Origin of the sequence: Diaminobutyricimonas sp. LJ205, assembly GCF_009755725.1 — a bacterium.
Classification (GTDB): domain Bacteria; phylum Actinomycetota; class Actinomycetes; order Actinomycetales; family Microbacteriaceae; genus Ruicaihuangia.
The window spans coordinates 2,663,036-2,676,717 of the sequence record NZ_CP046619.1; the positions used below are offsets into that span (position 1 = coordinate 2,663,036).

General features: G+C 66.9%; 10 protein-coding genes. All 10 read right to left on the reverse strand.

Translation table 11 applies throughout. The annotated features are described in order from the left end of the window. Positions 1-20: 20 nt before the first annotated feature. Positions 21-1,685 carry a GspE/PulE family protein gene (locus GO591_RS13060; protein ID WP_157157218.1) on the reverse strand — a complete coding sequence of 555 codons (1,665 nt, stop codon included), beginning with the start codon at positions 1,683-1,685 and terminating at the stop codon, positions 21-23. A gap of 190 nt (positions 1,686-1,875) precedes the next feature. Continuing rightward, positions 1,876-3,459, reverse strand: a complete 1,584-nt coding sequence (locus tag GO591_RS13065) for a variant leucine-rich repeat-containing protein (protein WP_157157219.1) — start codon at positions 3,457-3,459, stop codon at positions 1,876-1,878. 296 nt (positions 3,460-3,755) lie between these two features. Further along, positions 3,756-4,052 carry a WXG100 family type VII secretion target gene (locus tag GO591_RS13070; protein WP_157157220.1) on the reverse strand — a complete coding sequence of 99 codons (297 nt, stop codon included), beginning with the start codon at positions 4,050-4,052 and terminating at the stop codon, positions 3,756-3,758. A 95-nt stretch (positions 4,053-4,147) separates the two neighbouring features. Then, on the reverse strand, positions 4,148-4,996 hold the full coding sequence (locus GO591_RS13075) for a hypothetical protein (protein ID WP_157157221.1): 849 nt from the start codon (positions 4,994-4,996) through the stop codon (positions 4,148-4,150). After that, positions 4,996-5,616, reverse strand: coding sequence for a hypothetical protein (locus GO591_RS13080; RefSeq protein ID WP_157157222.1), 621 nt, complete (start codon positions 5,614-5,616; stop codon positions 4,996-4,998). The genes GO591_RS13075 and GO591_RS13080 overlap by 1 nt, the downstream gene beginning before the upstream one ends. Next, on the reverse strand, positions 5,613-6,248 hold the full coding sequence (locus GO591_RS13085; protein ID WP_157157223.1) for a hypothetical protein: 636 nt from the start codon (positions 6,246-6,248) through the stop codon (positions 5,613-5,615). The genes GO591_RS13080 and GO591_RS13085 overlap by 4 nt, the downstream gene beginning before the upstream one ends. After that, positions 6,239-7,522 carry a hypothetical protein gene (locus GO591_RS13090; protein WP_157157224.1) on the reverse strand — a complete coding sequence of 428 codons (1,284 nt, stop codon included), beginning with the start codon at positions 7,520-7,522 and terminating at the stop codon, positions 6,239-6,241. The genes GO591_RS13085 and GO591_RS13090 overlap by 10 nt, the downstream gene beginning before the upstream one ends. A gap of 2 nt (positions 7,523-7,524) precedes the next feature. Further along, positions 7,525-7,818 carry a hypothetical protein gene (locus tag GO591_RS13095; protein ID WP_157157225.1) on the reverse strand — a complete coding sequence of 98 codons (294 nt, stop codon included), beginning with the start codon at positions 7,816-7,818 and terminating at the stop codon, positions 7,525-7,527. 67 nt (positions 7,819-7,885) lie between these two features. Further along, entirely contained in the window at positions 7,886-12,388 is a 4,503-nt protein-coding gene (locus GO591_RS13100; RefSeq protein WP_157157226.1) for an FtsK/SpoIIIE domain-containing protein, read from the reverse strand. A 171-nt stretch (positions 12,389-12,559) separates the two neighbouring features. Next, on the reverse strand, positions 12,560-13,492 hold the full coding sequence (locus GO591_RS13105; RefSeq protein WP_157157227.1) for a hypothetical protein: 933 nt from the start codon (positions 13,490-13,492) through the stop codon (positions 12,560-12,562). Between the last annotated feature and the right edge of the window lie 190 nt (positions 13,493-13,682).

Genomic DNA, 13,682 nt, shown 5'->3' on the forward strand with positions numbered 1-13,682 from the left:
CCCCCAGGTGCATTCGTGGCTTACGCCACGACCCTCAAAATCTCGTCGACGCTGGTCAGCCCGAGCTGCGCCTTCGCCCAGCCGTCCTGCCGCAGCGTCGACATCCCCTGTGTCTCCGCCAGCCGGCCGATGTCGGCGCTGGATGCTCGATCGACCGCAAGCCGCTCGATCTCCTCGGTCACCGTCATCACCTCGTGCAGCGCGAGCCGCCCGCGATAGCCGGTGTTCGAGCAATGCGTGCAGCCCAGCGGGCGGAACAGCTCGGGAACCGGCATCCCGTCCTGGAAACCGAACCGCAGGTTGATGAGGCGCTCGGCGTCAGGCTCGTACGCCTCCTTGCAGCGTTCGCAGAGGCGGCGCGCCAGACGCTGGGCGACCACGCAGTCCAGCGCCGAGCCGACCAGGAACGGTTCGATGCCCATCTCGGTGAGACGGACAACGGCGCTCGGAGCGTCATTGGTGTGCAGCGTGGACAACACCAGGTGACCGGTGAGCGACGCCTCGATCGCGATCTGCGCGGTCTCATGGTCACGGATCTCACCGAGCAGCACCACGTCGGGGTCGGATCGCAGGATGGACCGCAACGCACTGGCGAAGGTTAGGCCCGCCTTGGGGTTCACCTGCACCTGGTTGATTCCCGGCATCCGGTACTCGACCGGGTCCTCGACCGTGATTACATTGATCTCGGGCTTCGACACCGTGTTCAGTGTGGTGTACAGCGTCGTCGACTTTCCGGAACCGGTCGGGCCGGTGACCAAGATCATGCCGTAGGGCTTCGAGTACGACGCCTTGTACGCCTCGAAGTTGTCCTCGAGCAGGTTCAGGTCGCGCAGCGACAGGCTGGTGTTGGTGTTGTCGAGGATTCGCATGACGACCTTCTCGCCCCACACCGTGGGCAGGGTCGCGACACGAAGGTCGATCTTGCGGCCACCGTGGCTGATCGACATGCGACCGTCCTGCGGCTTGCGGCGCTCGGCGATGTCGATGTCCGACATGATCTTCAGCCGCGAGATGACACCGTTCTGGATCGCCTTCGGCGCCCGCTGCATCTCGTGCAGCACACCGTCGATGCGGTACCGCACCCGCAGGTCCTTCTCGGCCGGCTCGATGTGGATGTCGGAGGCGTGATCCTGGATGCCCTGGCTGATCAGCAGGTTCACGAACCGCACGATCGGGGCATCATCGTCGAGCGACTCGGTGCTCTCATCGGACTCGGCTGCGGCGCTTTCCTCTTCGAGGACCGAGCTGAGGTCATTTAGTTCGCCGTCGGCCCGGTGATACCGGTCGAGCGCAGCGAGCAGGTCGCTCTGCTCCGCGACGACGGGATTCACGCGCACCTTGGCGGTCGCTCGCACATCGTCGATCGCGAAGACGTTGCCCGGATCGACCATCGCCAAGGTCAGCAGATCGTCATTCAGGGCAAGCGGCAGCACGCCGTGCCTGCGGCAGATCGCCGCGGAGACGAGCGCGACCGCCGTGGCCTCGACCGGGTAGTCGATGAGTTCCACGAACGGCAGGTTCGCCTGGGCGGCGCGGGCAGACGCCAGTTGCACCGCCGTGATCGTGCCCTCGTCAACGAGTGCGCGCGCGGATTCCATCTCGTCCACGGGATTGCCGGTGAGCGTATCGAGACTCTCGATCGGCACCAGACCCCGCAGGATCAGAATTTCTGTGAGGGATGTCATGGTTGTCTCCTCACCTCGGGTGCGACTCATTCCCCCAAATGAGCCACATGGCAGGACACTTGTTCCGAAATGTCACACTAGTGGCGAAACCCCGGCCAGCGACACCCCCATTTACGGGGGATGTCGCTGGCGCGCATTCGGCCCGTGGTCTGGTTCGAAATCCGTGGCGATCAGCGGATGTCGGGAATGGTCACTCCTCGACCATGTCGGGCATGGTGCCTTCGCTGCTCAGCGCTGCCACGTTCTGCAGGCCCATGGCGAACAGCTTTGCGGCGGTGCGGAGGACGCTGACCTTCCATCCGCCGTCCTCATCGACGGTGATCAGCCGGATGGCATCCACGTCCGGCTCCAGCAGCCCCGCATGATCCGACAGACAGGAGGACTGCTGACCGTTCTTGCTCTCGACGTTCACGCAGTCGCTGGTGACTTCCAGCCGGATGGGGTAACCGTCGCCGTCGCCGGCGAATTCGATGCTGTTGATGGCGACATCCGCGACGTTGCCATCGATCTGGGCGTCGACATCGACGTGGACGAGCTCCCACCGCCCGACCGGCGGAGTGAAGGAGTCCGTCGTCGGGCCATAGAGGCTGATGAGGCGTCGTTCCGCCATCGGCAAGACAGCGGCGAGCTTGCGGTAGTCGCCAGTCATGGCATACGCGGCCACGGCACCCGCAGCGCCTTCGACGGCAGCCTCCGGCGAGGCGAAAGAGGCCACCTCATCGTCGGAGAGCACCGCGCCGCGGGGTGCCTGTGCCCCGGCCGCCTGATAACCCGTTTCCGCGACCGTCAGCAGCGGGCTCACGTACCAGTTGCCGCCCTCACGGACGGTCGCCAGCACGATCGGCGCTTCGGCTTCGGCGACGGATAGCTCGAACGGCATCTCCGCCTCAATCGACTTGACGAGGGATGCGCGCATCTCGTCGAGCTGGGCATCGATCTCCTCGTCTGTGTATCCGAATCCGGTCAGGAATGACAGCGACTGCGAAGCGTAGGCGTCAATGTACACGTCGGCGAGCGCCGCCGGGTCGGTCACATCGAAGACGAGGGTGCCCGTGGTGAGGGTGACCATCGCGATGTCGGGGTCGACCTCGTCGGTGACATAGGCGACGTCGCTGATCGTGACGTCGATGCTTCCGGCCGCTCGCTCGAACAGCGTCTTGGCGTTGAGCGTTTCCTCTCCCGGAACCTCGAGGACGGCGAGTTCCTCGAACGCCCCTTGGAAAGCTGATACCTCAGCGGGCGAGAGCGCGCCGTACATGCCGACGACGTCCTTGGCTTCGGCACTGCTGAGAAACTTGTCCACGGCAGCATCCGGCGACGAGGCGCCGTCGAGCTTGGAGAACAAGCCGAACCAGGCCCACGCACCGCCGCCGATCACGAGCACCACGGCAACAGCCACGGCGCCGATGATGATCGGCTTCGCGCGAGACCCGCGTCGCTGGATCGCGGGCGCTGCCGCAGTCTGAGTCGCGGACGGCGTTGCAGTGGCGGTTGCGGTTGGAGCCCAAGCCACAGTCGGATTCGCGACCGCAGCCCAGGGCGCGTCCGCGGTCGGCGGCCACGGCGTGCTTGGGGTTGGGGCCGCGGTCTCAGCCTTGGGCAGGCTGCCGTACTGTCGCATCCAATCCGCGAGGGCCGGGTAGCACGCCGGGTTGGCGACGATGACGCTGTGCAGCTCATGGTGCGACGCGGCGATCTCGGCCAGCCGGGCGGGCGCCGTGCCGGGATCGGCCGCTTCGCGCAGTAGTGGGTGATGGTCACCGGGCAAGTTCATGTTGTCCCCTCGGGTTGTCTTAGGTCCCGGCGGCGAACCGTTCCTCATACCGCCCACGTCACCCAGTGACGAATTTCACTCGCCTACAAGCTAGTGGCCACGCACCGAGAACCGAAGAAGATTCTGCACTAGTTGCACTGAAGGGTTGTGACGGCAGCGAGTGTCTCGAGTTCAGGTTGCGATTAAAGGCGAAAGGCCGGTCGAGTCTCGACCGGCCCTTTCGTTTGGTTTCGTGAACCGCTGGTGGTTTCGAGACGCGTGCGACTCCGTCGCGCGCTCCTCAACCAGCGGGGGTATTAGCCCTTGAGCGCGTTTGCGAGTTCCTGGTCCGTGGTCTGCAGCGCCTCGGCGGCCTTGGTCAGGTACTGCGAGAGTCCGTCGAGGCCTTCAACGGCAGTCTTGGTGCCGGTGGTGAACTGGTTGTACGACTCGTTGAACGCGCCAGAGGACGCGTCGGTGACGTAGCCACCCGAGACGAGGTTGCTGACGAGCGACTGCAGCTCGGTGAGCTTGGCGATCAAGTCGTCCTTGCCAGTCTGCAGCCGGCTGGCCGCGTCCCGCATGTCGCCGTAGGTTACGTTCAGATTCGCCATTGCGCCTTGTCCAATCCTTCGGTTGGGCCTCCCCCTGCGGTGGCCTCTCTGGTAACGACCGTACAGGTCGCCGCAAGCGAGCACGATGGGGAGGACTACCCACCCGACTTCTGGAACGCGCGCGGGCCGGACGCCATCGACTCCGCCGCCGTGAGGTGCTCCCCCGACCGCCAGGTCTGGGACGCCAGCGCGACAGCGAGGGCTGCCAGGATGACCCCAGTGACCAGCGTGCCCAAGGCGAGGGTGGGGATGCCGAGCAGGCACTCGGCGAAGATCGACCCGCAATCCGCGCCGGTCTCGGCGAGCGCGAACGGGATCAGCCCGAGCGTCGCGCCGGCGGCGAAACCGACCAGGAGCTCGAGGCGGAACTGATAGGACGCAAAGCGCCAGAACTTCTGCCCCGAGGGCAACTGCGCGCTCGCCTTCCTGCCGGTTGCCTCCGACACGTGCACGAACCGTCCGGCCGCCACCGCCCGGTCGTGGAAGGCCGCCTTGACCAGCGAGGTGAGCATCACTCCGACGGAGCCTGCGGCGAAGAACCCGTACGCAGCGAGGATGAACCACAGGTCATCGCCCGCGTAATAGTTGCCGACTAGGACCAGCGGCAACAGAGTCAGAGCGCACCACCCGGCGAGACCGACGAGGATCCACAGAACACGGAAGCCGGTCGAGACTCGCCCGGTTTCTGAGCGATTACTGCCGAAGCCGAACATGCCCCCGTCGCGGTCCTGCTCGATGCGCCCCCGGCGGGAGAACTCGGCGAGGATGAAGCAGGCGGCGGCCAGCACGATCAGGATGAACCCCACGCCGATGACGTGGTTCCGCGTCCAGCCCTCGGGCAGGCTGGCGGCGGGTCCGCCGCTCGCGAGCAGGAGCACCGTCGAGGTCAGCATGGCGATCAGCGCCAACACCATCGCAGAGCCGGCAAGGTACAGCGCGCGCATCAGTTCTCCTTCTCGGCAGCGGTCGGTTCGTCATCCGTCGGTTCGTAGATCGCGTACCAGCGAATCGAGTCGATGATCGCGTCGAACAATTCGGTGTAGAGCTCGGGATGAGCCACCGTGGGCAGGTTCACGGTGGCCCGAAGCATCCGTTCCCGGTCCGGCGCGGGGGTGAAGTACTGCAGCTTGAGTTCCGGAGCCTCTTCATCGCCGACGCGGAGGGTTTCCAGAGCGCTGGTGCGGATCGTGAGCCCGGCCTGCAGCTCGAGCAGCTCACCGGCCGGGAACCGCGAGCGCAGCTGTTCGGCCAAGTCATCGGACGCCCCGGGCCAGCCCACGAAGTCGAAGATGATCGAGCCCGGGAACGGGATCCCGGGCATGATCTCAAGCGACAGGGCAAGGCTGAACGCCCCGGCAGCACGGGCGCTGCGGGCGATCTCAATGAGTTGCTGCTTGGCATCGCGGCGCGCGGTGGCGAGCCGGTCATCGCGACCGACCTGGCGCTTGACGAGGGCTGCCACCGAACGCTCGAGTTCGGCGTCGGACGACATCGGGACGCTGGCCCAGGTGCCCGGGAGCACCACCGTGAAGTTGCCCGCTTCGACGCGGTACTGCCGGGTCACGCGGCCACCAGGTCGACCTGCAGGCTTTCGATGATCGCCTGGGTCTCGGCGCGCATGTCATCGAAGGCCGCGAAGTCGGAGCTGGTGAACGTGAACATGAACATCTCGACCGCCCCAGGAGGGAACACCCCGAACAGCGTGCGCTGCTCGACCCACGCGCCGGCCTCACCGACTTCGCGGGATTCGATGAGGTAGTGCGCTCCGACCAGTTCACCGGCAGCGATCGGTGCTCGCCACGATTCCAGGGCGCGAACGCGCATGCCGGGCACATACTGCGCCCCGAATTCGGCAAGCTGCGCTTCGAATGCGTCCGGGCCGTCGCCGTCGCCGAGGGTGACCAGTTGGTAGTGCAGCAGCGCGCCGACACTCATAGTTTCGTCGATGCGCATCATCACCACGGCCGACAGCCACGGGTTGTGCTCGCGTTGCACGCGGAATCGCTCCGCATGCTGCTCGAGATCGGTGAGCACCGCTGGGACCTGATCGATCGAGCCCAGCCTGGCGGCATCTTCAACCGTCTCCCGAGCCCACCGTTTCGGCGAGAAGTCTTCGCCGAGCGGCAGTGGATACCAGTTCTCGGGGACGTCGAGCCGGAAATCGTCGACCGTCCGCCGGCCCCTCGTCACTGCCACGGAACCAGTCTAGGAGCCTGTCCGTTGGCGAGGTTCTTGGCGATGGCATCCGGGGTGAGGGTGAGTGTCGGGTCGTTCGGGTTGAACGGGTCGTTGGTGATCGTCTGGATCTTGCCCAGACCGGAGCGCACCTCGAGCACACCCAGCGTGACCCGTGCGGCCATCGGGACATCCGCGATTCTCTTGCTGTCGGCAAGGATGTCGAACGTTTTGAAGCCCATCGGGTTGGTGTAGAACTTCAGGTAATCCTCGAACGCCTGTCCCTTGAACCCGGCCACCGTGAAGTGGCTGGCCTTCATCGAGAACGGGTTGGTGAGGAAGACCTCCTTCATCGCGTTCTGCATGCCCAGCGGGTTCGGGTGCAGCTTGTGGAACTGCGTCTTCGACATCCCGGTGATCGATTTGAAGGTCTTGCCGCCGAAGCGCAGGTACTTCGCCCGTGAGGTGTAGGCGAAGACCTTGCCCAGGTACTTGAAGATGCTGCCGCCGAAGATGGTCAGCACGGCACCGAGCGCGGCGAAGACGACATCGCTCCAGCTGCCGTCGCCCTTCATGGCCTTCATCACCGCCGCGACGAGCGACACCACGGCGACCACCATCGCGATCGCGAGCAGCACCTGGCCGAGGATCGGCACCCAGGACAGGAACAGCGCGAGCACCCCGGCGATCTCGCCGATGGTCTTGATGATGTCGCCCCAGTCGTCCCACCAGTCGTTGTTCAGTCCGCTGGCGCTGACGACTTCCTTGATCCGGTTGCGGGCGGTCATCGCCGCCGTGTCCCAGCGGTCCATCGCCTCGGTGTACGCACTGGACGCGCTCGACGCATTGCCCGTCTGGGTGGCCAGGCGGTCTGCGTAGTAGTCGGCGAGCCGCTGGTTGGCGTTCTGCTCCGGGCCAGGAGTCGCCGCCTCGGCGGTGTAGTGGTCGTGCATGTTGCGGGCCGATGCGGCGCTCTGTTCGGCGCTCTGGGCGTCGGCGATGGCGGTCTTGACGGCTTCCTGCACGTCCTTGTGCACGATCGCGTACTCACCGAGCGCCGAGGCCGTGCCCCGGTAGCGCTGTTCAGCGAGGCTGATCGAATCGGCCACGTCACGGGCTTTGCCGCGTACCGCTTCAATCGCTTCGCTGGTGATGCCGTCGAGATCAGCGATGCGCTTCAGGTTCTCGGATGCGCGCCGGATCGCGTCGGCGATGTTCTCGTAGTCGGCGGCCTTACGGGCGACCAGGTCGGGGTCGCCGGGGACGGTGCGCATGCTGCTCGCTGGGATCGCCATGGTCAGTTCCCTGCCGGTTCGTCAAGCGCCGCGGCCAGGTCGGCGTCGGCCTGGGTAAAGGCGTCATTGATGGAGCGGATGCTGTCGCGCACAGCGGTGGCTTGCTCCACCATCTCGGTGCGCTTCTTGTTCCAGCCGTCGCCGAAGTTGCGGACGGTGTCTTTCAGCTGGTCATGGCCGACGGCTTCAGCGAGTTGGTTGCTGAACTCCTCGGCAGTGCTGAACTCGTCGATGACGGCCGTGAGGTCGTTCACCGCCCCCTCGAGCGTCGATGACCGCACCAGCAGATCAGCCATGGTTATCCCCTCTCCGCGTTCAACTGTATTGAGCACTCGTCAGACGAGCGATGGGGAGCAGTCCCCATCACGCGAGCGGCAGCTGCACGCGCACCGACTTGCCGCCGGCGATCCACATGCCGCGTCCCTCGGGGAAGTCGGCGCGCTGCACGCGGGGCAGCTGCGTCTTCAGCAGCAGGTCGCCCTCGATGGTCTCCGGCTGCAGCAGCAGGCCGCGCCGGCTGTTCTTGATCTCACCGAGCAGCGGCCAGGACGAACTCCAGGTGGAGGTCTCGCCTTCGGCGATCAGCAGGTGCTCGCTGCGCTTGACCGCCTTGATCAGATCGACCAGCGGCTGGTCGGCAGCGCTCGTGAGGAAGTCGGCGAGCTGCTCGACGACGATCGCGATGCGCCCCTCGGTGTCCTCATCGGCGACCGCGTCGACCAGCGAGCGGGCGAGCGCGGCGGCTTCATCGATGGAGGTCGCGTGCGCGGTGAACCGGGCGTCACCCGCCAGTTTCGAGCGCCGGTTGCCGATGTAGTACAGCCTCGCGTCGGGATCGAACCGGTTCAGCGAACTGACCAGGCCGGCGAGCGCGGTCGACCGTCCGCTGGCCGGCGGCCCGGCGACGAGCAGGGTGCCGACCGGGTCGAATGGCAGCGGGCCGAGGTCGTCTTCGCTGAGTCCGAGCACGGGCAGGCCGTCGGAGTGGTCGGGCAGCATCGATGGCGGGAACTCGCGGGGCAGCGAGCGTACCGCCGGGGCATCCGTCCGTCCGGCTCCGCGCATCGCGGTGGCGAGTCCTGCGAGCGCCGCGGACTGGTCGGCGACCACCGAGCTGCCGCCGAAGACCGCGATCTGCGTCTCGTAGCCGTCGATGACCGCGCGACCGGCTGGCGACTTGGAGCCGAGGATGCCCGCGGGCACGTCGAGCATTCCGTAGCCGGTTTCGTCGGCCAGGCGCAGCACGATCCGGCGCTGCACGCCAGAGGAGATGGCGCTCGGCACCGAACCGGGCCGGTCGGCGCTGAAGGCGACGTGGATGCCGAGCTGGCGGCCGCCGCTGACGATGTCCTGGAAGACGCCGTACCAGCCGGAGCGTCCGCTCGGGATTTCGAACTCCTGCCGGAAGCTCGGGTAGCCGTCGAGCACCAGCAGGATGCGCTTCTCGTTCGGTTTGCCGGCCAGCGCGCGGTAGTCGGTGATCGTCGCCGCGTTGGCCTGTGCGTACCGGGCCGCCCGCGATTCGAGTTCCTGCTTCAGCTGGCGGAACAGTCGGATGACCCGTTCGCTGTCGTCGCCGTTGATGACCGCGCCGACGTGCGGCAATTGCTCCAGCATCCGGAGCCCGCCACCGCCGAAGTCGAGGCCATAGACGTCGACCGGACCGCCGCGCGGGGTGATCCCGGCGGCGACAGCGAGGGTGCGGAGCGCGGTGGACTTGCCCGAGGCGCCGGTGCCGAAGATCGCGATGTTGCCGTCGACGTCGGGCTGGAAGTACACCGGTTCCTGCTGCTGCCGGTGCGGCAGGTCGGCGACGCCAAGCAGCAGTGCGGTGTCGGTGCGCTGGCGCAGCTTGCCGAGGTCGTACACCACGGCCAGTTCGTCGAGCCAGGGCCGGCGAGGCGGGGGGACGGATGCCGCGGCCGCAGCCTGCGCGATGGAGCGCACCAGCCGCTGCTGGTCGGTGGGGCCGAGGTCGCGCTGTTCGACGACGTCGGACTTGCCCGGTTCCTCCCACTTGTGCTCGGAGCCGAATCGCAGTTGCGCCACCTCGATTCCGGGCCGGTCGGGGGTGCGCGAGGTCCAGCCGCCGGCGTAGCCGGACTGGAACAGGGTCAGCCGGCCGGGGCCGGTCTTCGCTATCGCACGACCGGGCAGCCCGGGATCGAAGTGCCCGGCATCCTTGACCCCGACCACATCCATGCTGTCGGACTCGTCGGCGACGCGAAGCGCGATGCGCAGGTTGGTGTTGGCGCGCAGGTTGTCCTTGATCACGCCGGCCGGACGCTGGGTGGCCATGATCAGGTGGATGCCAAGCGAACGACCACGCTGGGCGATGTCGACGACCCCGTCGACGAACTCGGGCACCTCACCGACCAGCGCGGCGAACTCGTCGATGACCAGCACGAGCGCGGGTGGGCTTTCCGGGTCGCCGCGCTTCTCGAGTTCGAGCAGGTCCTTGGCCTTTTTGCGGTTCAGCAGGTGCTCGCGGTGGTGCAATTCGGCACGCAGACTGGTCAGTGCGCGCTGCACCAGGTGCGGGCTGAGGTCGGTGACGAGGCCGACCGTGTGCGGCAGCGTGACGCAGTCGGCGAACGCGGAGCCGCCCTTGTAGTCGACGAACAGGAAGGTCACCCGGTCGGGACTGTACTCGGCGGCCATGCCGAGCACCCACGCCTGCAGGAACTCGCTCTTGCCCGACCCGGTCGTGCCGCCGACCAGGGCGTGCGGGCCCTGCGACCGCAGGTCGAGGTGCATGGCATCGACACCGCTGGACCCGACGATCGCCCGCAGCCGGCCGGCACGCCGCTTGCGCGGCACCGCCCCCGGGGTGCGGTCGTGCAGCGACTCGTTCTGCCGCCAGCGGTCGATGACCGCCTCGGACTGCTCGGCGAGCTCGTGGCCGAGCAGGGTGATCATGGACACCGAGCGGGGCAGATCCGAGGCATCCGCAACCAGTGCGCCGGCGTCGATGACCGGCGCCATCCTGCGCGCGAAGTCGAGGGCGGCCTCGCTGGTCATGTACTCGGTTTGGATCGGCTCGCAGACCTGACCGAGGCGGACGTAGCCGACCCGGGCCGCCTGCGGCACATCGCCGAGTTCGAGCCACGTGCGGCAGACCGCAGGCAGTGAGGGCACGTCGGCGGCGACCCAGATCGGGTACACGCCGGCGTCGGCCGCGGATTCGGCCAGCTGGACGAGCCGGGCGCGGTCGACCGGGGCGTCGTCAGAGATCAGCAGCACCAGGGCGGGCACCGGCGCGGGCGAGCCGTTGTTAGCGCCCTCGGCCTGGCCGACCTCGGCGCCGCGCTCGACGGCGGCGTCGCCGTCGCCCATGGCGCCGCGGCGGCGGGCGTTCCTGGCGCGGTCGAGGCGAGTGGAGATGAGTTCCTCGAGGGCAGACACCAGGGCGGCACAGCTGGAGGCGCTGTCGGCGAGGTGGCTGCCGTCACCGAGTGGGCTGTGCGGGCTGGAGGTGTGCGGCAGCCACTTCAACCACTCCAGCGGGGCGGACCATTCCGGTGACACGATCGCGGCGACCGCGAGTTCGGCGGGCGAGTGCAGGCCGCTCAGCTGCACGAGCAGAGAGTTTGCCGATTGCGCGGCGGTTGCGGGCGCGCCGGCGATTCCGAGCGCGCCGGAGTCATGCAGGTTGTCCAGCAGCGGCACGCCGTCGACGGTGAGGTTCTTCTCGACGAGGGCGTCGAAGCGCTCCTGGAAGTCGGGCAGCGCCTCCGGTTTGCTGTCGCCCTTGATGCTGTTCCGGCTCGGCATCGTGCCGGTGCCGAGCCGCACGTTGAGGAACGACCAGTGCTCGGGCCGCCGGGTCCAGAGTGCGGTGCCGAGCCGGCGGGATTCCTGATCGACCTCGGCAGTGGACGGCGCCTCGAGCAGGCGGCGTTCGCGCTCGTCCACCTTCTCGCGCGTGAGCGTCTCGTCGAGGGCGGCGAGGCGCGCGTCGAACTTGGCGATCGCGTCCTTCTGCTTCTTCTTGCGAGCGAGGATCTGGGTGACGTAGTTGCCGATCATCAGCAGCGGTGACATCGCCACGAAGATGATCGAGAGCGGACTGCGTGTGAAGTAGAACAGCGCGGCGCCCATGATCATCGGCGCGATCATCGCGAGGAACGGGAACGGCGGGGTGTCGATCTCCTGCGGCACCTCGGGGCCGGTGTACTGCTGGCCGGGGTAGCGCGCCTCCACCCGCGGTGACCGGTTGAAGAAGATCGGGCCGGCCGTCGGCGTCGCCGCATCGGCCACGTGGCCGACGATCGTGACCACCACCTCGGAGTCGCCGATCAGCAGCCGCTCGGACTTCTCGATGCGCAGCCGGCCGACGAGTCCACCGTCGACGACAACACCGTTTGCGGAGCCGAGGTCGACCATCTCGACCACGTTCGAGACCTCGAAGCGCACATGCCGCTTGGAGATCATCCGGTCGCTGAGCACGATGTCGCAGCCGGCTTCCCGGCCGAGCACGCTGGTGCCTGCGGTGAGCGGGAACTCGCGGCCGGCATCCGGTCCGCTGAGCACGCGCAGTGTTGCGAGGGTAGGTCCGCGGCCGGTCGACGCCGGCGAATAGAACACTCCAGCGTCGGCGAGGCTGACGGTGGCTCCGGAGCCGATCCAGGCCTCCCCGACCGGCGCGTCGGGCGGCAGCAGCAGGGACTCGGTGTGGCCGGGCAGGGTCGCCTGCAGGGTCAGCGCCCGGTCGTCGATGCTGCGGGTGGCGTTGGGGCCGGATGCTTCGGGGTCGACTCGGGTCAGCGTGCGTGCGATCTCGCCGATACTGGCCGCGGCATCCGTAGTGATGACGATGTCGTCGCTGGAACCAGTGTCGCGCGCGAGGGTGACCTTGAGCCGCATGGCATCCTTCCTCCGGGCGGCACGACAAAGGCGCCCCCGGACGGCCCTAACCCTACCGAAGAGGAGCGACCCCTCTCGATGGGGAGCGCTCCCCTGCCCGCGCTCCTATCCCTCCGTGAGGTGCCCAAATGTCCTAGTGCACGCGCCGCCGCACTAGGACATTTGGGCACCTCAGTGAGCTTGGAAGGGAATGCGAGCCAAACGTGGCAAGCGCGCGAAGTCCCGGATGCGTTGGATCAACTCGGCAGGGTCCTTCAAGTCATCGGCGTTCACTTCCATCACCCGCCAACCCTCCGCTTCGATCTTCGAACGGCGCGACATGTCGGCCCGCCATTGCCCAGGTGTTGTGCGGTGATAGTCCCCCATGTACTCGATGACGAGGCGAAATTCGTCGATGATGAGGTCCGTCCGGCCGACGAACTCACCGAAGCGGTCTGTGACGGAATGATTGATGCGCGGTTGGGGCAGACCTGCCAGAACGATCAGCGTCCGGAGTTTCGACTCCTGCGGCGACTCGGCACGATCATGAAGGAGCCCGAGCGCTCGAAGCAGGAGACGCCGTCCACGCCGATTCTTGCGCTCCTCGACCGCCGCGGTCAGGTCATGCGGATGCGCCATCGGCCTTCGCCAGTGAATCAGGTGGTCACCTGCCGCAATGAGGTCAAGTAGCGGCAGCACGGCCGCAAGATCGAGCCAGGTGCGCACCGGGCTGGTCACTCGCAACCCACCTGGCAGCACGATCAGCTCGTCATCCTCGATCACCAGCTTGTGCCCGGCGATGCCGGCTGCGTGCGGAGCCCGAGATGGTGCCGGTAATGCAATATGCACACGCGGATCCGACCATGCTCGCCAGGAGACCGGGATGTGCATCAGGCGCGCTGCCGTCGCGTGGCTGAAGAAGGCATCCCCCGGCATGCGTCGCTGATACAGATAGCACCGCTGCTCGAACTCGAGATCACCGTTCCCAGCGAGGCGCATCCCATGCACATCCCGATTGAGGTCACTCGCGTAGAGCCGATTCTTCGGCGTCCCTACGTTTTTCGCCTCGCCGATTCGGAACGGTCTTCCATCAAGAGAAGGATCCAAAGGCTTGCGCTGCGACATGCAGCACAGTGTGCTCGGCGAGGCCTTGAGGCGTCGAAAGTTGTCCACCCTCCCCGGTGAGGTGCCCGAAAGTCCTAGTGTCCGACGCCCGGCACTAGGATTTTCGGGCACCTCACTGAGAAAGAAGTCGCACCAACGACGAAGGACCCCGGCAGTGCCGGGGTCCTTCGTGGTGGTGGTCTCGACTAGC